Origin of the sequence: Actinoalloteichus caeruleus DSM 43889 (genome assembly GCF_000429185.2) — a bacterium.
Taxonomy (GTDB): domain Bacteria; phylum Actinomycetota; class Actinomycetes; order Mycobacteriales; family Pseudonocardiaceae; genus Actinoalloteichus_B; species Actinoalloteichus_B caeruleus.
This window is the reverse complement of the sequence record NZ_AUBJ02000001.1, coordinates 332982-354486: the sequence shown is the minus strand read 5'-3', so window position 1 is coordinate 354486 and position 21505 is coordinate 332982. Positions and strand designations below refer to the sequence as shown.

The window sequence follows — 21505 nt, the reverse complement described above, 5'->3', positions numbered from 1 at the left end:
CCCATCGGCAGCGGCGGGCGCGGTGACGCTCAGAACACCGGCCACGGGATGGGCGGCCAGTCACCGCTGGGCCCGGGGAAGACCGGGGCCGCGAGCAGCTGCGCCGTCCGCCGTCCCACCGCGAGGACCTCCTTGCGGGTCAGGTGCGTGCCCAGCGTGGGGGCGAGGCTCCCGTCGAGGAGCGAGCCCAGGCGCCGGAGGTCCTCCCGCACCTCCTCCGACAGCGGCTCCCCGACCCAACCCCACAACACGCTGCGCAGCTTGTGCTCCGTGTTCAGGCAGATCCCGTGGTCGACCCCGTAGACGGCGCCGTCGGTGGCCCGCAGCACGTGACCACCCTTGCGGTCGGCGTTGTTCGCCACGATGTCCAACACCGCCATCGTGCGCAGCCGGGGGTGGTCGGCGTGGGCGAGCACGGCGGGGTCACCGAAGCGATCGTGGGCGTGGAGCACCGCCCGCCATCCCTCCGGCAGCCGGTCGGGGGGCACGACGTCCACGAGGGCGTCCTCGGGGGTGGTCTCGATCCACAGCTGCGCCATGCCGGGGCCCAGCGGCCCCTCCCGCAGCACGGTCGGTGGCACCAGGTCCCAGCCCGCCGCCCGGGAGAGCAGGTAGGTGGCCACCTCCCGGCCGGCCAGCGTCCCGTCGGGGAAGTCCCACAGGGCGCGCTCGCCCCGTACCGGCTTGTAGACGCAACTCGCCGTCACGCCGTCCGCGCTGACCTCGCAGAAGAGCGTGGCGTTCGAGGCGTCGACCATCCGGCCGCGCACCTCGAGGTCACCCCGCTCCAGCAGTGCCAGGGCGTCGGCCTCGTCAACCCCCACCTCGCCGAGCCGTTCTACAACCCCGGCAGCGCCGGGTCGCCCCGTCGGTAGCCGTTCTGCCTCGGGCAGATGTGACCGGCCGGGTCGAGGGGCTCCCCGCAGAGCGGGCAGGGCTTCCGCCCCGCGTTCACCACTCGCTCCGCCCGGGCCGCGAACGCCCTGGCCTGGAGAGGGGTGAGGAACACCCGGACGGCGTCCGGCCCCTCCTCGGTGTCGTCGAGTACCACGGACTCGTCGACCTCCTCCTCCGTGATCGCCAACAACTCGATCACGACGGCGTGGGTCTCGGCGTCCCAACCCAACCCCATGGTGCCGACGCGGAACTCCTCCTCCACCGGCACCTCGAGGGGTTCCGTGTCGATGGACTCCTCGGGAGCGTCCGGCGGTACCTCCGCGTCGAAGCGGCGGACCACCTCCTCCAGGAGCGCGCTGATGCGCTCGGCGAGCACCGACACCTGCTGCTTCTCCAGCTGAACGCTGATCTGCCTGACGTCCTCGGACGCCTGGAGGTAGAACATGCGTTCGCCGGGCTGCCCGACCGTGCCTGCTACGAAGCGGTCGGGCTGACGGAATACGTGAATGACACGAGCCATGACACCTCCGACACTAGGCCACCGGGATTCGGACGGCAGCGCCCTCCCCCACATGCTGATCAATCAACACGCTTTCAGCTTCTCCCCCTCCCCGGCCACTCCGGGATAAGGTCCGAATGTGGTAACGATCTCCCGCTACGGCACCTGGACCTCTCCGATCAGCGCGGACGATGCCGCGGCGGCCGGCGGTGGTCCGCTGCTCGCCGACACCCACCGGGAGCAGGTGTGGTGGACGGAGAGCCGTCCCGCCGAGGGCGGCCGGGTCGCTCTGCTGAGAGCGAACACGCCGGGCGACGCCCGCGAAGTGCTCGGTGCGCCGTGGAACGTGCGCAACCGGCTGCACGAGTACGGCGGCCGGCCCTGGGTGGTGTTCGAACGGGACGGTCGCGATCTGCTCGCCTTCACGCACTGGGCCGACCAGCGCGTCTACCTCCTCGAGCTGGACGATCCCGCCGCCGAACCCCGGGCGATCTCCCCGGCACCCGAGATCGAACACGGGTTCCGGTACGGCGACCTGGCGGCGGGTCCCGGGGGCGACGAGGTGTGGTGCGTCCGGGAGGAGGTCACCGGGGAGGGCCGGACGGACATCCGCCGCGACCTGGTGGCCCTTCCGGTCACGGGCGCCGCGGGTGAGGATCCGGGCGGCGTCCGCGTCCTCGCGGCCAGCCACCACTTCATGACCGGGGCACGCCCCAGCCCGGACGGGCGTCACGCCGCCTGGATCGGCTGGAACCACCCTGCCATGCCCTGGGACGGCACTGAGCTGTGCGTCGCGGACATCGACGAGTCCGGCGAGCTGTCGGAGCACCGGGTCCTGTGCGGTGACGACGGGGAGTCCGTGTGCCAGGCGGAGTGGGCGTCCGCCGACGCGCTGACCGTCTCCACCGACCCGGACGGCTGGTGGAACCTCTTCCGAGTGGAACTGGACGGTACCCGCAAGAACCTGGGCTCCGTCCGGGAGGAGCTGGGCGGCCCGCTCTGGCAGGTCGGGGCCCGCTGGTTCGCCGACCTCGGGGACGGCCGCTTCGCGGTGCTGCGGTCCGGTGCGCTCGCCCTGCTGGACTCGGACACGGGAGAACTGACCGGTCTCCCCGTGGACGTGGGGAGCTCACTGCCCAGTTGGGGGCCGACGCTCGCGGTCCGCACCGGGGAGGTCCTCGGCGTCGCCGCCGGACCCCGGCACGGACGGGCGGTGGTCGCGGTCGACCCGGATTCCGGACGCGTGCGGCGGTTCACCGCGACACCGGGCACCCTGCCCGACGAGCGGTACCTGCCGGTACCGGAGGAACGGACCTTCACCGGTCCGGACGGCGAGCGGATCCCCGCCTACCTCTACCGCCCCCGCAACCCCGACTTCGCCGCGGCGGACGACGAACTCCCCCCGTTCCTGGTCCACGCGCACGGTGGGCCGACCGGCCGGGTCTCGCCGGTGCTGGACATCGACTTCGCCTACTTCACCAGCCGGGGCATCGGGGTCGTCGCGGTGAACTACGGCGGGTCCACCGGCTACGGGCGTGAGTTCCGGGAACGGCTCCGCGAGAACTGGGGCGTCGTCGACGTCGGCGACTGCGCGACCGTGGCCCGGGCGCTGGGGGCGGAGGGCATCGCCGACCCCGACCGGATCGCGATCCGGGGTGGCAGCGCGGGCGGGTGGACCACGGCCTCCTCCCTCACCTGCGTCGACACCTACCGCTGCGGGACCGCGATGTACCCCGTCCTCGACCTCGAGGGGTGGGCGAACGGGGGGACCCACGACTTCGAGTCCCGCTACCTGGACGGCCTGGTCGGGCCCTACCCTGAGCAGCGGGAACGGTACCGGCAACGGGCACCGGTCAACCGGGTGCAGGAGATGCTGGCCCCGCTGCTGGTCCTCCAGGGACTGGAGGACGAGATCTGCCCCGCCGACCAGTGCGAGCGCTTCGTCGCCGCCCTGGCCGAGCACGGCGTGCCGCACGCCTACCTCGCCTTCGCCGGGGAACAGCACGGGTTCCGCCGGGCGGACACCATCCGCGCCGTCCTCCAGGCCGAACTGTCCTTCTACGGGCAGGTCCTCGGATTCGAGGCGGCCGACGTCCCGGAGCTGGAGATCCAGCGGTGACGGCCGACGGGAGGACCTGGCCGCACCGGCCACTGCGGCCCGGCGACCGCGTCGCCGTGGTGGCACCGGCCGGCCCGGTGGCCGAGGAGACCCTGGACCGGGGGCTGACGACGCTCCGGGACTGGGGACTGGAGGTCTCGCTCGGCCGGCACGTCCTGCGCCGCCACCCGGTGCTGGACTACCTCGCCGGCGACGACGCCCAGCGGGCCGACGACCTCACCTGGGCGCTGTCCGCCCGCGGCGTCCGCGCCGTCCTCTGCGCCCGCGGCGGCTACGGCTCGGCCCGCACCCTGAGCCATCTCGACTGGGACCGGGTCGAGGGCCACACCCCCCGCCTGCTCGTGGGGTCGAGCGACATCACCGCGCTGCACGCCGCGCTGGGCGCCCGCCTCCCGGTCGCCTCGCTCTTCGGCCCGATGGTCGGCAGCACCTACTTCGTGGACCAGCCGGCCGCGCGGGAACACCTCCACCAGGCCCTGTTCGCCCCCGACGAGCTGGGCCCGCTCGGCCGGGGCTCCGGGATGCCGATCCGGGGTGGCCGGGCCAGCGGTACCAGCTGGGGCGGGACGCTCAGCCTGCTCGCGGCCAGCCTCGACCGACCCGACGTCCCCCGGCCCCCGGACGGCGCGATCGCGCTGTTGGAGGACATCGACGAGGAGCCCTACCGCCTCGACGGAATGCTCACCCAGCTCCTCGCGGCGGGGTGGTTCGACGCGGTGGCGGGAGTGGCGCTCGGGTCCTGGGAGCGGTGCGGCCCGCCGGAGCGGGTGCGGGACGTCCTCGCCGACCGACTGGAACCGCTGGGCGTCCCGGTGGCGTGGGAGGTGGGCTTCGGGCACTGCGCCGACCAGGTGACCGTTCCGTTGAACGTACCGGTGAGCCTCGACGCCGACGTCGGCGTGCTGACGCTGCTGTCCCCTCCCTGATCCCGAAGCCGTCCAGCAGGCGAACCCCGCCCGAGGCGGACCAGCGCGGCCGAACCGGACGGTGAGGCGAGCCCGGCCCGGATCAGGGCGTCGTCATCCGGACCAGCCCCAGCTGGGACAGGCAGCTCAACGCGTCACCGTGCGGCCAGTACTCGGCGAACCGGGTGCCGACGGCCCGGAACATGTCCGCGCCCGTGAAGGTGACGAGGCCACCCGGCTCGGCGGTCACGCCAGGAACCCCGGCCCGCACGCGTCCGGAGAAGCGCCAGACCGCGGACACCAGCGCCCCGTCGACGACGGGGCCGACCAGGAGCTCCGTCCTGACCTCGTCGAACAACGCCGTCGTCTCGCGGACGTTCGCCGCGATGCCCTCGGGGCCGTGGGCGTCGCCCCGGGACCAGTGCCCCACCGCGTCCTCGGTGAACAGTTCCCGCGCCAACCCGGCCATCCGCTCCGGTGGGGCCTGCCACAACCCGGTCAGCCACCGGTCGTAGCGCATCGCGAGATCCGTCGTCTCCACTGGCGCGTTCCTTCCCGTCGTCCGCGTTCCACGGCGATGCTAGGGGTGACGTCCGACAAGTCCGAGGAGCTGCGCCTGGGGATCCGATGCCTGGGACACGGGCACCGGGGGCGCGTAGATGCCGGCGGCGTCCCAGTCGTCGATCTCGGGACGGATGACGTCGTCCACCGCCTCGACCAACCCGGAGTCCAAGGTCGTGTCGACACCGATCCCCTTGGCCAGGTCCCACGCGTGGATCGCGAGGTCGGAGGTCATCTGCCAGCCGTACTCACTCGCCGGGAGGTATCCGGAGCTGACGCTCACCCGCCCCTCCAGCACCCCGGGCCGGCGGAAGGCCTCGCGGGCGGCGGCCGAGGCCTCCGCCCAGGACGCCACGGGATCGGGACCGAGCTGGTCCCCGTCGAAGCGGTCCCCGACCTCCGCGACGGTGGCCCCGGAGAGCAGGACCGGTGCCCACCGCTGCTCGGTGACGATGTGGTTCACCAGGTCCCGCACCGTCCACTCCGTGCAGGGAGTGGCGTTGGTCCACTGGTCGGGGGTCACCTGCCGGACCCGTCGGTCGAACTCCGCCATCGCCCTGCCGTGCGCCGTGAGCAGGTCCATGAGCCGTCTCCCCTCGCCCCGGTCCTCGTCGTCCCGCGCCCGGCCCGCACCGTCGACGCGACGGCCCGCCAGTGGCGGGACCTCGCACCAGGGCTACCCGGGGCCGGAGGGCCGCAACCCCCCGGCCGATGCCGGGGGAAGGCCACCGCGACCGAAGGGCTGGGCGGGCAGGAGGCGCGCTGGACGGTACGCGCGAGGCGGGACGAGCCGTGTTCGCCGCACCCCTGGGGGAGCCCGAGGCGCGGGTCAGCCCACCCCGTCTCAGTTGGCGGACCACTCCTGGCGCCGCCACCGGTTGCCCCGGTTGCTCAACACCGTCTTGAGCAGCCCGGGGTCGTCCACGGAGAGGGTGAGCCGACGTACCGCCACCCGCCGGCCGAGGCGCCGGGCGTGCGCCGGAGCCTCCAGGAGGATCTGCACCACCGAGGTCCGCGCACCCAGCAGGCGCACGCCGTCCCGGGAGCGCATGTCCGCCCCGGGTGCCTTGTGGTGCGGCAGTACCCGCACCGCCTGCACGGCGCCGAGCGGGAACGCGGTGCGGAAGAACCGCCCCGCTCGCACGACGACCTGGTGCAGGCCGACATCCACCCGGCAGCTCCGAGGCGTGGATCCCGTGAGCGTGAGCATCACCTTGCGGTGCCAGGTCACGCGGAGTCGAAAACGAACCGCTCCCAGATCCATCCTGCGTTTCACAGCACTCCCCTGGTGACTCTCCCGACGCACACCACGACCCTACGACGGACGACCATCAGTAGACGTGTGCCCCGGCGAGTGGAGACTCGCCGGGGCACACGGTGGTCACACCTCAGCTCAGCGGACGGACGCGCTCGGCCTGCGGGCCCTTGGTCCCCTGGGTGATGTCGAACTCCACGCGCTGGTTCTCCTCCAGCGTGCGGAACCCCTGGGTGTCAATGGAGGAGTAGTGGACGAACACGTCCGGTCCCCCGTCCTGGGCGATGAAGCCGAAGCCCTTCTCCGAGTTGAACCACTTGACGGTGCCCTGAGCCATGAACTGTGTCTCCTTGTGAGGGACGTTATCGAGAACCGCACTGCGCGGCTCCCTGGTTGTGACCGTCCCCCGTCATGGACCGGGGCCCACGTACAAAAAACGCCCGCAATGTGGCTCCGCGGGCGTCCAAGAACATGCGAGGAACTGCAACAGCAACCGAGTGCAAGGTTAGCACGCGGCTCCGTGACGGGTAGCGGCCTAACGGGGGAATCTGTGGGCGCGGCGTCGTCACCGTACGGGGTGAGGGCCAGTCCGACCTGCGGAGAAGGGTCCGCGAGGCCACCATCCGGTTCGATCGACCACGACCCGCGAGTCGGGCGTGGCGAGGACCGGCCCACCGCGTGCCAGCGCGGCGATCGGCCCCCGTCGGGGCTGGCCAGGCCCCCTGGCGGGAGCCGGTGCGGGGTGATCTCCCCTCGGCGCCGGCGAGGCGCGAGAATGACGGCATGAGCAGCGTTCCCGCCGGCCCCGCACGGTGGGTCATCCAGCCGCAGGACGTCCGGGCGGCCGAATCGGTGGCCGTGTCGCGCACCTACTATCGGGACATCGTCGACCGCTACTTCCTGGTCCGGCGGGGTCGTCCCGCCACCACCGCCGAATGGGAGACGGCACTCGCCGACGAGCCCAGCGACGACCTCACTCCCCCGCACGGCGAGTTCCTCCTCGCCCGGTGGGCGGGGACGACGGCCGGGTGCGTCGGGGTCCGGGTGCTCGACCCGCTGACCGCGGAACTCACACGCCTGTTCGTCCTGCCCGACCACCGGGGACGGGGCCTGGGCGCGCGGCTGCTCTCGGCCGCGGAGGACGCGGCCCGGGATCTCGGCGCCACCCGGATGAGACTCGACACCCGTGCCGATCTCGTCGAGGCGCGCTCGCTCTACACGAGCCGGGGGTTCCGGGAGATCCCGGCCTACTCGAACGCCCCGTACTCCGACCACTGGTTCGAGAAGAGCCTGGCCGGGGGCGAGGCAGCCCCCGTTCGCGGCGATCAGAGCAGTCGGAGCTGACGCGCCGGCCGGCTGGCCTTCGGGCCAGCCTGCCCGATGCGTTGGTACACCCCACCGTCGAGGGCGGACAGGAAGGGCGAGGGCACCCCTGGCCGGCTGGCGCCGTGGCGGAACCGGTTCGCGGCCGAACTCAGGTAGAGGTGGCGTTGGGCCCGGGTCATGCCCACGAAGAACAGCCGTCGTTCCTCCGCGAGCGCCGCCGGGTCCTGCTCCCCCGGTGGTGTGCCGGGAAGGCGGTGGGGCAACAGCCCGTCCTCACATCCGACGAGGAACACGACGGGGAACTCGAGCCCCTTCGCGGCGTGCAGGGTGAGCAACGCGACCCGGTCGGCCCTCGGGTCGAGCGTGTCGACCTCCACTCCGAGTGCCAGTTCGTCCCGGAAGCGATCCAGGTCCGCCCCGCAGCGTGCGGCCAGTCCTCGCAGCAGGTCGACCGCCGTGTCGAGCAGGACCAGCCGCTCGGCGCGCTCACCCACCGGGACGCGAGCGGCCAGCCGGTCGGCCGCGCGCCGCAGCCGGTCGAGCACGGTCACCGGGCCTCCGCCGCCTGGGGGAGCTGGCGGGACGTACCGCAGTTCGGCCACCAGCTCGGCGACGCCGGGCCGTTCCCGCAACCGGTCGTGCGACCGCTTCTGGAAGGGGACGCCGGCGACGGTGAGCGCCTCGACCACGGCCGAGGCCTGGGCGTCGGTGCGGTAGAGCACCGCGATGTCGGAGAAGCCCAGCCCCTCGTCGCCCTCACCGGAGGCCCGCCCGGAGTCGAGCGAGTGGAACGACGAACCACCGAGGAGGGCATCGATGGTCCTGGCCACGAAGGAGGCCTCGGCGCGCTCGTCCCCGGCCTGGTGCAGGCCGATCCTCGTCGCGGGGAGCGCCGCCGAGGGGAGCAGGGCTCGTCCGGGGACCAGCGTGGTCGGGGCGATCGCCTGGAGCGCCCCGGCGACGATGTGCCGGTTGGAGCGGTAGTTCCTGGTCAGCGACACGGTGTTCGCACCGGGGAAGTCCTCCTGGAACCGGAGGAAGAAGCGCACATCGGCCCCCCGGAAGGAGTAGATGGCCTGGTCCGGATCACCGATCGCGGTCAGGTTCCCCTCGGGGGGCACCAGCGCCCGCAGCAGGCGGTACTGCACCTCGTCGACGTCCTGGTACTCGTCGACCGAGACCCACGGATGCCGGGCACGGACCAGGGAGCGCAGGTCGGCGTCGGACTCCAGCAGCTCGGTGGGCAGGGCGACCAGGTCATCGAGGTCGACGAGGTCGTGGGAGCGCAGCACCCCCAGGTAGCGGGTCGCGAGCTCCACCAGCTCCGGATCCGGCTCCCCGCTGGGCGCGCCGACCTCGGGGGGCGTCCCGGCACCGTCCTCGCCCGGAGTGACGGCGGCGGTGCCCGTCGGCACGCACCCGGACCTCCGGAGACGGGAGAGCTCGCCCAGCACGGCCCGCGCGCCGCGGGCGTCTCCGGTGAGGGTGCCGACCACCTCGAGTCGTCGTTGCTCGGAGGCGACGGCGAAGTCGGGGGTGAGCCCGAACCGCTGCGGGAACTCGCGGAGCAGCCGGAGACCCCACGAGTGGAACGTGGTCACCGCCATGGCGCGGGCCGCGTCGCCGACGAGGTCGGCCAACCGCTCCGCCATCTCCTCGGCAGCCCTCCTGGTGAAGGTGATCGCGAGGACTCGTTCGGGTGGTACGCCCCGCGCGCACAGGTGGGCGATGCGGCGGGTCAGGGTGCGGGTCTTGCCGGTTCCCGGACCGGCGACGATGAGCAGGGGTCCCGCCGGGGCACCGGCGGCGCGGAGCTGGTCCGGGTCCAGCCCCGCCAGTGGGCCGTCGGACTGTTCCGCCGCCACGGGGGTCCCCTCCACGGCGCCGTCCGGCGCGGCGGCGGTGGTCGGCTGCGGGGTCGACGCCCCTCCCCGAACACCGGGGGCCCCGGCGGTGGTCGCCGCGTGGGCTCCACCGGGCACGGTTCCCGGCCTCGCCCGCACGGGGGCGGGGGTCGGCTCGGCGTCGAAGAGGGCGGGGGTGTGCCGTTCCCGGTCGCGCCGGAGCTCGCCGGGTTCGAAGAGCCGGATGACCCCGTACTCGCCGTCGTAGCCACCGTCACGGATCACCTCGCCTCGGCGCAGCCTGGCGATGGCCTCACCGAGCAGGGTCGACCGCGCGGACAGCTCGTCGACGGGCACCTCGTCGAGGATGGCGAGTTCCGGTCCGTACAGGCCGGTGAGTTCCGCGATCTCGCCGAGCACCCGTTTGCTCTTGGGCCCGACGCCGAGCAGTTCCCCCATGATCTCCGGCAGGGGGACCAGGCTCCGGAAGGGCGTCGCCCTCTCCGGCCGGTGCCCGGCCGGCCGGTCGGCGAGCTGGGCGACCCGGTTCGACACGCCGACCGTGACGGGCCGACCGCAGACACCGCACGTCCCGCCGTGCTCCCTGGTCTGGTCGGGTGTCCACCGGACCCCGCACTTGCGGTGTCCGTCCAGGTGGTACTTGCCCTCGTCGGGGAAGAACTCGACGGTGCCGGCGAGTCCGTCGCCCGTCTCCATGGCGCGGCGCACCGCGTGGTAGTCCAGTTCGGTGTCGAAGACGGTGGCCTCCCGTCCGAGCATGGGAGGCGAGTGCGCGTCGGAGTTGCTGACGAGCTGGAAGCGGTCCAGTCCCGAGACCGTCCAGTTCATGGCGGGATCGCTGGAGAGGCCGGTCTCCAGGGCGAAGACGTGCGGCGCGAGGTCCCGGTAGCACTCGTCCACCGTGTCGAACCCCGACTTGGAGCCCAGCACCGCGAACCAGGGCGTCCACACGTGGGCTGGCACCAGGTAGGCGCCGTCGCCGCTCTCCAGCGCGATCTCCAGCAGGTCCCGCGAGTCCAGGCCCAGGATGGGCCTCCCGTCGGAACCGAGGTTGCCGATCCTGCCCAGCCGGCGGTTGAACTCCTCAGCCGCGGCGAAGTCGGGCATGTACACCAGGTGGTGGACCTTGCGGGTCAGCTCGCCCGCCTTGTAGATGGTGGAGATCTCCACCGACAGCTGGAATCGGACCGGCGAGGAACAGGAGGCCGGCAGGCGGCGGAGGATGTCCCGGTCCAGGTCCGGCCTGATGCGGAAGAGCCCGGGTTCGGCGGGTTCGAGGGTGTCCCGGAGGTGCTCGAACCAGCGAGGATGTGTGAAGTCGCCGGTCCCGACGAGGTGGAGGCCCTTGCGCCGGGCCCACCATGCCAGGTTCTCGAGGTCGCAGTCGCGGCTACAGGCCCGCGAGTACTTGGAATGGATGTGCAGATCGGCGAAGAAGCGCACTGGTGGATCTTGTCATGCCCCGTCATCCACGCGACGGGCGCGTCCGGCGGGAGATCGCTGTCGGTCCCGACTGGTCGCTCCGGGTGATGGCGCGGGCGGTGGCTCGCGAGGGCGTCCCGACCCCAACGGCCGTGCGGTGGACGGCACGCGAAGGGTCCTTCCGGCTTACTGGACACCCCCCGTGGTCCCGATACACTCCGCGCGACCACTGACGGCGACCCAGGGAGCACGCATGAGCGCACGCCCGGGCCGCTTCCTGTCGTGGTCGGGCATGGTGCTCGTGGGTGCGCTGTGCACGCTGGTGGGACTGGCGGCCCCGCCGCCGCCCGGCCCGGCGCGGGCGGGACCGGCCCGGCCGGCGGCGTGTCGCACGCGCTGCGCGCGGACCCGGCCAACCAGCACGAACGGACCGGCCCTCGCGCGACCCGGACCGGGTCCGGCGGACCGGTGCCCGCCCGCGCCGCGTTCGCCGCGTTCGCCGCGTTCGCCCACCAGGCGGTCGGGGAGACCGGGCCCACCCGTGATCCCGCCGTGCTGGACGGTGGCGCTCCGCTACTGGGTCGGGCTCCGTTCACCGCCCACCTCCCCCGTCTGTCCCCGCCGCGGGTTCCGGCCCGTCCCGGCGCGGACGGCATGAGCACCGGCCGGGGACCGCCCGGGGTGGCACGGCACTGAGGCGTCCGGAGGGACGGCGACCGCCGCCCCCGTCACCCCAGCACGTGGCGACACCAGCCGTCGTGCGCCCACCGCAGTGGAGACCACACCGTGCCACCACCCCGCTCCACCCGCTCGACCCGCTCCTCGGACCAACGTTCGCTCCTCCTCCGAGGACTGCTCGCCCTCCTCGTGCTGCTCGGCGCGGGGACCATGCTGCTCACGACCGAGCCCCGGCTCGGACTCGATCTCCAGGGCGGCACCCAGATCACCCTGGAGGCCGAGGAGGCCCCCGGGGGCACCCTGGACGACGAGACGATGGACCAGACGCTGGAGGTGCTGCGCCGCCGCGTCGACTCCCTCGGAGTGGCCGAACCGAACCTGATCCGGTCCGGCTCCAACCGCATCGTCGTGGAGATGCCGGGCGTCCAGGACCCTGAGGAGGCCCTGGAGACGATCGGCCGGACCGCCCAGTTGACGATCCACCCCGTCGTCGGCCTGGCTCCTCCGGAGGAGTCGACCCCCCCGGAGGGGGACTCCGACCAGGAGCAGACCGGTGAACTGGTGCTGCCCGACGAGAGCGGCCAGCGGCTCCAGCTCGCGCCGGCCGCGATGACCGGTGAGGCCATCAACCGGGCCACCGCCAGGCTGGACGGCCAGCAGGGGCTCGGCTGGCACGTCTCCCTCGACTTCCACGACGGCCGCGGGTGGGCGGACATCACGGGCCAGGCCGCGTGCGCGCCCAACGGTGACCCCGCGCGGCGGGTGGCCATCGTCCTGGACAACGAGATCATCTCCGCTCCCCAGGTGACGCCGGACGTGCGCTGCAACGTCGGTATCACCGGGGGGACCACGCAGATCACCGGTGACTTCACCGAGGAGGAGTCCAACCAGCTGGCCCTGCTGATCAGCGACGGCGCGCTGCCCGTCCAGGTCGAGGTCGTGGAGCAGCGGACCGTCGGCCCCACCCTGGGGCAGGACGCGATCGACGCCAGCGTGATGGCCTCGATCATCGGTGTCGCGCTGACCGGTCTCTTCCTGTTGGTCGTGTACCGGATGGCCGGTCTCATCGCCACCATCGCGCTCGCCGGGTACACGGCGATCGCCTACGGGCTGATGCTCGCGATCGGCGCGACGTTCACCCTCCCCGGGTTGGCGGGTTTCGTTCTCGCCATCGGTATGGCGATGGACGCGAACGTGCTGATCTACGAACGGTCCCGGGAGGAGTACGCGGCGGGAGCGGGCACCAAGTCCCCGGTCCGCCGGATGCAGAACGCCGTGACGGGCGGGTTCCGGGGCGCGCTCACCGCGATCGCGGACTCCAACATCACCACCCTGTTGGCGGCGGCGCTGCTGTTCGCCCTGGCCGCTGGCCCGGTGCGGGGCTTCGGCGTCACCCTCAGCGTCGGTGTCGCGGTCTCGATGTTCAGCGCCTTCGTGCTCAGCCGGGTCCTGCAGCAGCTCACCTTCCGGGGTGTGGTGGCGAGGAAGCCCGCGATCAGCGGTATCGCCAGCATCGGTCGGGTCCGCCAGTGGTTCGAGCGGCGGTCGCCCGACTTCTACCGGCGGCACCGCCGCTGGCTGGTGGGATCGCTGGTCGTGCTGCTCGTCGTGGGCCTCGGGCTGGCCGTGCGCGGGCTCAACCTCGGTGTCGAGTACACCGGTGGCAGGTACCTGGAGTACTCCTCGTCGGAGGAGGTCGATCTCGGCGACGTCCGCTCCGAGCTGGCGGCAGCCGGGTTCCCCGACGCGCAGGTGTCGAGCACCGACGACAACGGCATCTCGGTGCGCACCGTTCCCCTGGACGAGTCCGAGGTCGGCCGGATCGCCGACGCGGTCAGCACGGCGGCCGGCGGTGAGGTGGAACAGCTCAGGTCCGACCTGATCGGCCCCAGCATGGGCAACGAGCTGCGGAACCAGGCGATCCTCGCCTTCCTGTTGGCGGTGCTCGTGCAGGTGATCTACCTGTCCTTCCGCTTCGACTGGCGGCTGGCGGTTGCCGTGATGGCCGGTCTGGCGGCGGACATCCTCTTCCTGCTCGGGTTCTTCGCCTGGACGGGCCGGCTGGTCGACGGCGTGTTCATCGCGTCGATGCTGACGGTGATCGGCTACTCGGTGAACGACTCGGTCGTGGTCTTCGACCGGGTCCGGGAGCTGCGCGCCTCGCACCCGAAGGACCCGTTCTTCCGGGTGGCGGGGCTGGCGATCCTCCAGACGATGCCGAGGACGATCAACACCGGCATCGGTGTGTTCGCGGTGCTCGGCGCGCTGCTCTTCCTGGGCGGTGGCTCACTGGTCGACTTCGCCCTCGCGGTGATCGTCGGCAGCTTCGTCGGGAACGTCACCACGATCACCGTGGCGTCGCCGTTCGCCGTGCTACTCGACACGAGGTGGCCGGGCGCGGCGCGTCCCAAGAAGAAGAAGCGTCGCGACGAGAACAGCACCGGCGCCGTGGTGTGACGGTTCCCCCGGGTCGCGGTGCGCGCCCCGGGGGCGGTGGTTGGCGGGCCCGGTTCACCTCGGTGAGCCGGGCCCGCCGTCACGTTCCGGCCCGTCGCTGATGGCGTCGGTCGGCAGCGGCGCCGGGTCCAGGCCCGCGCCGCGCAGCACGTCGGCGGGCAGCGCGAGCAGCAGCAGGGAGAGCCCCAGCAGGTAGGCGTCGAGGCGGCCGGCCTGGGCCCGGGTCAGGCGCCGGCCCGCGCTCTCGTGCAGGGCGATGGTCGCGTCGGTATTCGCCAGGGCCATCGAACCCAACGCGTCGCGGACGCTGGGCCGGCGGATCGACTCCAGGTAGAGCTCGAGCAACGCGAGGAGCCGGGACCGGCCCACGCCGGTGGAACGCCGCAACATGCCCCGGTACAGGGCGTCGAGCTGGCCGGCGGTCACCGACTCGGGGGTGTGCCTGCGCAGGCTGGCGACGGCGGCCCTGTGGTCCTCCGCCAGGTGGTCGGCGATGGCCGCGAGGAGGGATTCCCTGGAGGGGAAGTAGTTCTTCGTCGTCCCCTCCGGGACGCGCGCCTCACGATCCACCGCCCGATGTGTCAGCCCTCGCCCACCGACGGCGGCCAGCACCTCGATCGCGGCCTCCGCCAGCAGCTCCCGGCGTTCCCCACGTCGCCCCATACCGGGTTCAGCTCCCGTCGGTCGTCCTCGCCCGGAAGATACCCGCACGCCGGGCGGGCCCGAGGTACCCGGAGGACCCGCACGTGTCGCGAACCGATCGGCCGAGTGACCGGGGTCGGCGATTTTCCTTTGTTCGCGCAATGGACGAACCCGAAAGGAGAACAATCCGCCGAACCCGAATCGTCTAATTCCACGGATCACCGAGCCCGCGAACCACGCACAGTGACGGAATTGAGAGACCCGCCCTCACTCACATGGCAGAGGATCGCCACTTCCATAGCACAGCAATGGGCGAAAATTAACCCCGTGCTTTTTCCCACCGGGACTCCTAGCATTCACCCCGCGAGGGCGGAAGGGTGTTCTCCGTGGCGGCGGGGAGAACACACCCCTGGCTGTGCCCTGTCTGGAAAGGACGAAGCATGTCATTGTCACGCCGCCGTGCGGTGACCGCGTTCGCCGCGGCCGCGCTGCTGCTCCCGCTCGCCGGTCCGCCGGCAGCGGCCCAACCGGACGATCCCGACGACGCCGTCCACGTCAGCTCGACGGCGACGCTCCGGCCGTACGCGGCCGTCGACGGGGACTTCGAGAAGATCCAGCTCACCGAGGACGTCGGGGAGCCGATGGCCCTGGCCGTGGCACCGGACGGCCGGGTGCTCATGACCGACCGCCGGGGCACCATCAAGATCTTCGACCCCAACTCGTACAACGTGACGACCGCCGGCCACATCGAGGTCTACGCCGGTGAGGAGGACGGGCTCCAGGGCATCGCCCTCGATCCGGACTTCGAGGACAACGGCTGGGTGTACACCTACTACGCCCCGCCGGACCCGCAACCGCGCAACGTCCTCTCCCGCTTCCAACTGGACGGCAACACCCTCGACCTCGCCAGCGAGCAGGTCATCCTGGAGGTGCCGACCCAGCGGGACCTGTGCTGCCACGTCGGTGGCGACATCGACTTCGACGCGGAGGGCAACCTCTACCTCTCCACCGGGGACAACACCAACTCCTGGGCGTCCGACGGGTACACCCCGATCGACGAGCGGGAGGGACGGGAACCCTTCGACGCGCAGCGCTCCTCCGGCAACACCAACGACCTGCGCGGCAAGCTGCTGCGGATCACGGTCCAGGACGACGGCGGGTACACCATCCCCGAGGGCAACCTCTTCGAGGAGGGGACCGAGGGGACACGCCCGGAGATCTACTACATGGGCCTGCGCAACCCCTTCCGCTTCAGCGTCGACCAGGAGACCGGGCGGATCTTCCTCGGCGTCGTGGGCCCGGACGCGCGGGACGCGCACCCGGAACGCGGTCCGGAGGCCTTCGACGAGGTCTACCTGATGGACGGGCCCGGCAACGGCGGCTGGCCGTACTGCATGGGGAACAACACCCCCTACGTGGACTACGACTTCACCAACGGTCAGTCGGGTGAGACCTTCGACTGCGCCAACCTGGTCAACGACTCGCCGAACAACACGGGCCTCGCCGAGCTCCCCCCGGCCACGGCGGCGGACGTCTGGTACTCCTACGGCTGCTCGGACGAATTCCCCGAGCTGCCCTGCGAGGGCGGCAATACCGCCATGGGCGGCCCCGTCTACCGCTACGACCCCGACCTCGAGTCGAACACGAAGTTCCCCGAGTCCTTCGACGGCGCCCACTTCTTCTACGAATACTCCCGCAATTTCGTCGCCGACGTCCGGTTCGACGAGTCCGGCGAGTACGAGTCGATGACGCCGTTCCTCGAGGAGCTCGACTTCAACCAGCCGATGGACATGGAGTTCGGGCCGGAGGGCTCGCTCTACGTCCTCGAGTACGGCGGTGGGTTCTTCACGCCGGGCACCTACGCCGGCCTGTACCGCATCGACCACACCCAGGGCGTCCAGTCGCCGGCCGTGGAGCTGAGCGTCGACCAGACCTCCGGTGAGGCCCCGCTGCCGGTGTCCTTCGACGCCAGCCGGAGCACGGATCCCAACGGCGGTGAGCTGACCTTCGCCTGGGACTTCGAGGGTGACGGCGTGGACGACGCCGAGGGGCCGACCGCGCGGCACACCTACGCCGAGAACGGCATCTACCACGCCAAGCTGACGGTCAGCAACACCGCCGGTCGCGAGACGGTGCAACGCATCACGATCACCATCGGCAACAACGCGCCCGACGTCCGCTTCTCGACGCCTCCCGACGGCAGCATGTTCGACTGGGAGGACCAGATCGCGTACCGCGTCGAGGTCGACGACGTCGAGGACGGGTCGATCGGCGACGGCATCTCCTGCACGGAGGTGACCACGCAGACGGCGCTCGGGCACGACACGCACGCCCACCCGCAGGACAACTTCCAGAACTGCCAGGGCGTGTTCTCCCCCGAGTCCGGCTCGCACAGCGGTGACGCGAACCTGTTCTGGGTGGCGCGGACCAGCTACTCGGACCGGGGTTCGGACGGCGTGGGCTCGACGACGAGCGAGCAGGAGATCATCCTCCAGCCCAAGACCAAGCAGGCGCAGCACTTCTCCTCGTCCGAGGGGATCAGCGTCGGCGACCGGGAGGGCGCCGAGGGCGGTCAGGTCGTCACCGAGATCGACCCGGGCGACTGGATCTCCTACCGCCCGATGAACCTGCTCAACATCGACGGGGTCAACCTGCGGGTCGCCACCGGTGACGCGGAGGGTGCCGTCGAGCTGCGCCTCGGCGCGCCGGACGGGGAGCTGGTCGCGACGCTGCCGGTGCCCTCGGGCGACGGCGAGTTCGTCGACCTCGACCCGGTGGAACTGACCGACCCCGGGGGCACGCACGAACTGTTCCTCGTCTTCGCGGGAGAGGGCTCGAACCTGTTCGACCTCGACCACATCTCGTTCCAGGGCCTCGGGGCGGCCGGACCTCGGCACGTCGAGGCCGTGGGTGACGTCGACCGCGGCCCGGCACCGCTGGACGTGGCCTTCACCGCGGAGGGCGAGGCGCTGCCGGAGGGCTCGTCCTTCGAGTGGGACTTCGGCGACGGTGCCGCCGCGTCCGGGGATGCCGTGGAGCACACCTACACCGAGACCGGTGAGCACACGGCGACGGTGACGGTCACCGACCCGGACGGGGTGGTGCGGGCGACCGACACCGTGGAGGTGACCGTGCACGACGCGGTCACGGGAACGCTGGCCGTCGACCCCGCCGAGGCCGAGCTGACCACCGACGACACCCACACGGTGACCGCGACGGTCAGCGAGGAGGCCCGCGACGCGGAGGTCACCCTGGAGGTCTACCGGCGGTCCCCGGCCAGCCCCCTCCCCCCGGGGCAGGACGAGGGGGTCCCCCACCTGCTGGTGGAACGCACGGTGGGCACACCGGACGAGGACGGCACCGTCACCCTGGACTACGCGAGCACGGTCACCTCGGAGGAGAGGGTGGTGGCCTGCCTCGGCTACGGGGGCGGCTGCGTCCGGGGCGGGGACACCCTCGTGACCGGTGGCGCGGACGGCACCGACATCCTGAACCTGCGCACCGACCTGTCCACGGCCACGGCGGCCGCCAGCTGGCAGGTGGTGGCCGACGAGGACGGCTTCCTCAACCTCTACGACGGGAAGAGCCTCGCCGGTTGGGAGCAGTTGGGCGGCGGCGGGTTCACCGTCGACGAGGACGGCACGCTGCGCCCGCACGGCCCCCGGGGCATCCTCTGGTACGCCGAACGGGAGTTCGACGACTACGTGCTGGAGGCCGAGTACGAGACCTACAGCGTCAGCGCGAACTCGGGTCTCTACCAGCGTTTCCCCGACCCTCGGGGCGACCTCTCGGTGCCCTCGGACCAGGGCTACGAGGTGGCGATCCTCGACCGGGTCGACGACGCCATCAACCGGACCGGCTCCATCAACGGCTACATGGCGGCGAAGTACCTGACCGCCAATCCGCCGTACGGGGGTTGGAACACCTTCGAGATCGAGGTGGTCGACCAGCAGTACACGGTGACGCTGAACGACCGGATCGTCACCGAGTACACCGGTGACGGCAGCCGGGGGCTGAGCGGTCACATCGGCGTCGAGAACGCCGACTCGCAGCTGCGCTTCCGGAACCTGCGGATCAAGCCGTTGGGTGAGGACGAGCAGCCGCCCGGCGCCCCGGCGGTCACTGCGGCGTTGGACCCGGCCGAGCCCAACGGTGACCCGCACGGCGACTGGGAGGGCACCTACCACTCCCCCGTTACCGCCACCCTCTCCGTGGAGGAGGGCGGCGAGGGCACCGAGATCGAGTACCGGTGGGGTGACGGCGACTGGAGCACCTACTCCGAACCGTTGACCAGCGAGGAGGAGGGCGAACACGTCCTGGGCTACCGCTCGCGGACGGCGGGGGGCGCGGTGTCGGAGGAGGCGGAGCTCTCCTTCGTGATCCGCCACGACGCCTGCCCCGGCTCGGATCTCCGGGAGACCGTCCACGCCGGCCAGGACAGCGGCGTCCCCAACCGGGTCAGGGATGACGGGTGCACCGTCAACGACCTGGTGGACGAGACGAGGGAGTGGTCGGGCCACGCCGTGTTCGTCGCCCACGTCCGCCAGCTGACCGCCGACCTCGCGGCGGAGGGGCTGCTCGACACCGCGGAACGGGCCCGGGTCATCCACGCCGCGGTCTCGTCCGACATCGGTCGACGCGACTGATCGCACCGACCGACCAGCTCGGACGGCCCTCGGGCCGGAGGGGGGCGGCGCGTGCCGCCCCCCTCCGGCACCCCATGCCGACAACACGGAGAAGGGAACGTCATGCGCGCACTCATCTCGGCCGTCGTCGCCGGCCTCGCCCTGGTGACCCCCGGTGTCCTCGCCGGACCCACCCCGACCTCCTCGGACCCCTCCACCCAGGACACCCCGGTTCCGGAAGCGGCGGAAGCCTCGGCGCGGGACGTGCCCCGTGCCCTGCGCTGCGCGGGCCTGCCCGGCGGCCTGCCCGGGCACGGCATCACCCGCCTGTGGGACGGTGAGACGCTGGAGGGCTGGTCGCAGGCCGGTCCGGGCGGCTTCGACGTCGTGGACGGCACGCTCCAGACCCGGGACGGGATGGGTCTGCTGTGGTATGACCGCGCCCCGTTCGGCGACTACACCCTGTTCCTCGACTGGAGGGTGACGGCCGAGACCGACAACTCCGGTGTCTTCCTGCGCTTCCCCGACCCGGGTGACGACCCCTGGGTCGCCGTCGACCACGGGTACGAGGTGCAGATCAACGACAACCCCGGCGGCGACCCGCAGAAGACGGGAGCGATCTACAACCAGCAGGACGCCACCTCCCACCCGTCCAGGCCGGTCGGCGAGTGGAACCGGTACGCGCTGCGCGTCGAGGGCGAGCGCTACCGGGTCTACCTCAACGGAGAGCTGGTGAACGACTTCACCAGTGACGACCCGGACCGGGGGACCGTCGGGCACATCGGGCTCCAGAACCACGACCCGGACACCCGGACGCAGTTCCGCGACATCTGGCTGGTCGAGTCCTGCCGCTGATCGGGCGCCGCCGAGCGGGCTGACCCGGGGCGGGAGCTGACCTGGCGGGGGACGCCGCTCACGCGAGGAGCGCCCTCCGCCAGGTCTCGACGCGTGCGGCGGCGAACCCGGCCTCCGCCGCCCAGTACGGCCCGTGGCCCTCGGCGTACATCCGCGCCCAGGGCTGCCGGCCGTGCCGCCACCCCTCCCGGAGGAGTTCGGCCATCGATCTCACCCGCTCGACCACCAGGCCGGCCAGGAGCTCCCGTTCCGGGCCGGTGGCGCCGTACCCGTCCACCACCAGCCGCAGCCGCCGCTCGGTACCGCCCGGTTCCCACGCGCCGTCCCCGCTCAACGGGACGAAACCCCGCAGGGCGTAGGCGAGGTCCCAGAGCCGGTCACCGGGCGCGGCGGCGTCCCAGTCGATCAGGTACCACTCGTCGCCGTGGACCAGCACGTTGTAGGGCGCCAGGTCCTGGTGGGCGATGATCTCGTTCCCCGCGTGCGGGTACAGCACCTGCCAGCGCGCGTCGACTGGTGGCACGAAGTCGGCGACCGCGTCGTGCAGATCGCGGATCATCGCGCCGACGCGGTGGACGGCGGAGTCGGTGGCGAAGGCGGAGAGACCTGCGGGGAACGGGTTGTCCCCGGGCAGGTAGCGCAGGACGGACCGCCCCCGCTCGTCGACCCCCAGCGGTTCGGGCACCCACGACAGGCCTCGATCACGCAGGTGAGCCAGCAGGGCCAGTACCGCCGGGGTCCACGGCCTCCCCGGCCGACGCACGGTGTCCCCGACCCGCACCACCTGTCCGGCGTCGGCGTTCCCGCCCGGCAACGGTTCCTCCACGGTGCCCTCCCGCTCCCTCGACGGGGGAGGGCGGCCCGACGCGAGGAGCACCGGAGCGGCCGTCGTCCCGTTCGGCCAGCTGTTCCGACCATGATCGCTGGCGACCGGTCCGCCGGGAAGGGGGTGGCGGGGCGTTCTCGTGACGGCCGGGTCCAGCCGGGCTGGCTGGTCGTGGGTGACGGCGGTTCACCTGGACCGAGGACGCCCCGCTTCCGAGGCCGGACGCGGGCCCGCCCGCGTTCCGGGGTGTCCGGACACGCGGGCGGGAGGCCTAGCCGCGACGTCACCTGGGGGCATCGCCTACTTCTTCTTGCTCCTGGTCGCACCGCCACGACCGCGGAGCTGCACACCGGACTCGCTGAGCACGCGATGCACGAAGCCGTAGGAACGGCCCGTCGATTCGGCCAGGGCGCGAATGCTCGCGCCCTTCTCGTACTTCCTCTTGAGGTCGCTCGCAAGCTTGTCCCGTGCGGCGCCGGTGATGCGGGCGCCCTTCTTCAGGTCAGCCACCTTGTCCCGCCTTCCGTCCGAGCAGGTCGGGCCGCTCCCGGGCCCCTGTCGCCGCAATGATCG

Annotated in this window: 17 protein-coding genes; 7 read left to right on the top strand and 10 right to left on the bottom strand. The window is 72.1% G+C overall.

The features are described from left to right. Positions 1–29: 29 nt before the first annotated feature. Both G443_RS01485 and G443_RS01480 read right to left on the bottom strand, forming a co-directional pair. A complete protein-coding gene (locus G443_RS01485) occupies positions 30–824 on the bottom strand; it encodes an SCO1664 family protein (RefSeq protein WP_026419819.1) in 795 nt (264 codons plus the stop codon). A gap of 14 nt (positions 825–838) precedes the next feature. Continuing rightward, entirely contained in the window at positions 839–1417 is a 579-nt protein-coding gene (locus G443_RS01480) for a DUF3090 domain-containing protein (protein ID WP_026066394.1), read from the bottom strand. Positions 1418–1535: 118 nt separating this feature from the next. On the opposite strand from G443_RS01480, the gene G443_RS01475 reads away from it, so the two are divergent. Then, entirely contained in the window at positions 1536–3515 is a 1980-nt protein-coding gene (locus tag G443_RS01475; protein ID WP_026419820.1) for a S9 family peptidase, read from the top strand. Further along, positions 3512–4441, top strand: coding sequence for a S66 peptidase family protein (locus G443_RS01470; protein WP_026419821.1), 930 nt, complete (start codon positions 3512–3514; stop codon positions 4439–4441). The genes G443_RS01475 and G443_RS01470 overlap by 4 nt, the downstream gene beginning before the upstream one ends. 82 nt (positions 4442–4523) lie before the next feature. Here G443_RS01470 and G443_RS01465 read toward each other — a convergent pair whose 3' ends face one another. The 4 genes from G443_RS01465 to G443_RS01450 all read right to left on the bottom strand — a co-directional run bounded on the left by G443_RS01465 (position 4524) and on the right by G443_RS01450 (position 6573). Then, entirely contained in the window at positions 4524–4961 is a 438-nt protein-coding gene (locus tag G443_RS01465; protein WP_026419822.1) for an ester cyclase, read from the bottom strand. 39 nt (positions 4962–5000) lie between these two features. Next, positions 5001–5564, bottom strand: a complete 564-nt coding sequence (locus tag G443_RS01460; RefSeq protein WP_026418832.1) for a TIGR03086 family metal-binding protein — start codon at positions 5562–5564, stop codon at positions 5001–5003. 261 nt (positions 5565–5825) lie between these two features. Beyond that, positions 5826–6257: a hypothetical protein gene (locus G443_RS01455; protein ID WP_156038808.1), complete on the bottom strand. Its 432-nt coding sequence runs from the start codon at positions 6255–6257 to the stop codon at positions 5826–5828. Between the two features lie 112 nt (positions 6258–6369). After that, entirely contained in the window at positions 6370–6573 is a 204-nt protein-coding gene (locus G443_RS01450) for a cold-shock protein (protein ID WP_026418830.1), read from the bottom strand. A gap of 446 nt (positions 6574–7019) precedes the next feature. Here G443_RS01450 and G443_RS01445 point away from each other — a divergent pair, with 446 nt between their 5' ends. Continuing rightward, positions 7020–7580: a GNAT family N-acetyltransferase gene (locus G443_RS01445; RefSeq protein ID WP_026418829.1), complete on the top strand. Its 561-nt coding sequence runs from the start codon at positions 7020–7022 to the stop codon at positions 7578–7580. On the opposite strand, the gene G443_RS01440 is transcribed toward G443_RS01445, so the two are convergent. Further along, positions 7562–10870 (bottom strand): UvrD-helicase domain-containing protein, encoded by a 3309-nt coding sequence (locus G443_RS01440; RefSeq protein ID WP_026418828.1) that lies wholly within the window; start codon positions 10868–10870, stop codon positions 7562–7564. The two genes, G443_RS01445 and G443_RS01440, sit on opposite strands and share 19 nt — an antisense overlap. Positions 10871–11161: 291 nt before the next feature. Between G443_RS01440 and G443_RS01435 the strand changes: the two genes are divergently transcribed. Next, positions 11162–11545, top strand: coding sequence for a hypothetical protein (locus G443_RS01435; RefSeq protein ID WP_253860092.1), 384 nt, complete (start codon positions 11162–11164; stop codon positions 11543–11545). Between the two features lie 90 nt (positions 11546–11635). Then, a complete protein-coding gene (secD, locus tag G443_RS01430; protein WP_026418826.1) occupies positions 11636–13984 on the top strand; it encodes a protein translocase subunit SecD in 2349 nt (782 codons plus the stop codon). 54 nt (positions 13985–14038) lie between these two features. Here secD and G443_RS01425 read toward each other — a convergent pair whose 3' ends face one another. Beyond that, the gene (locus tag G443_RS01425; protein WP_026418825.1) at positions 14039–14647 is read right to left on the bottom strand and encodes a TetR/AcrR family transcriptional regulator; all 609 of its coding nucleotides are present in this window, start codon (positions 14645–14647) and stop codon (positions 14039–14041) included. Between the two features lie 419 nt (positions 14648–15066). On the opposite strand from G443_RS01425, the gene G443_RS01420 reads away from it, so the two are divergent. Both G443_RS01420 and G443_RS01415 read left to right on the top strand, forming a co-directional pair. Then, positions 15067–19272, top strand: a complete 4206-nt coding sequence (locus G443_RS01420) for a PQQ-dependent sugar dehydrogenase (RefSeq protein ID WP_245588788.1) — start codon at positions 15067–15069, stop codon at positions 19270–19272. Positions 19273–19374: 102 nt separating this feature from the next. After that, positions 19375–20106 carry a 3-keto-disaccharide hydrolase gene (locus tag G443_RS01415; protein ID WP_026418823.1) on the top strand — a complete coding sequence of 244 codons (732 nt, stop codon included), beginning with the start codon at positions 19375–19377 and terminating at the stop codon, positions 20104–20106. A 58-nt stretch (positions 20107–20164) separates the two neighbouring features. On the opposite strand, the gene G443_RS24795 is transcribed toward G443_RS01415, so the two are convergent. Together G443_RS24795 and G443_RS01405 are read right to left on the bottom strand one after the other, a co-directional pair. After that, positions 20165–20932 (bottom strand): phosphotransferase, encoded by a 768-nt coding sequence (locus G443_RS24795; RefSeq protein WP_211237527.1) that lies wholly within the window; start codon positions 20930–20932, stop codon positions 20165–20167. Positions 20933–21232: 300 nt separating this feature from the next. Continuing rightward, on the bottom strand, positions 21233–21442 hold the full coding sequence (locus G443_RS01405) for a helix-turn-helix domain-containing protein (RefSeq protein ID WP_016699280.1): 210 nt from the start codon (positions 21440–21442) through the stop codon (positions 21233–21235). Between the last annotated feature and the right edge of the window lie 63 nt (positions 21443–21505).

Coding starts and splice junctions, on each gene's coding strand:
- G443_RS01425 (WP_026418825.1), bottom strand. CDS start 14,647: ATGGGGCGACGTGGGGAACGCCGGGAGCTGCTGGCGGAGGCCGCGATC.
- G443_RS01415 (WP_026418823.1), top strand. CDS start 19,375: ATGCGCGCACTCATCTCGGCCGTCGTCGCCGGCCTCGCCCTGGTGACC.
- G443_RS01450 (WP_026418830.1), bottom strand. CDS start 6,573: ATGGCTCAGGGCACCGTCAAGTGGTTCAACTCGGAGAAGGGCTTCGGC.
- G443_RS01460 (WP_026418832.1), bottom strand. CDS start 5,564: ATGGACCTGCTCACGGCGCACGGCAGGGCGATGGCGGAGTTCGACCGA.
- G443_RS01420 (WP_245588788.1), top strand. CDS start 15,067: ATGTCATTGTCACGCCGCCGTGCGGTGACCGCGTTCGCCGCGGCCGCG.
- G443_RS01445 (WP_026418829.1), top strand. CDS start 7,020: ATGAGCAGCGTTCCCGCCGGCCCCGCACGGTGGGTCATCCAGCCGCAG.
- G443_RS01480 (WP_026066394.1), bottom strand. CDS start 1,417: ATGGCTCGTGTCATTCACGTATTCCGTCAGCCCGACCGCTTCGTAGCA.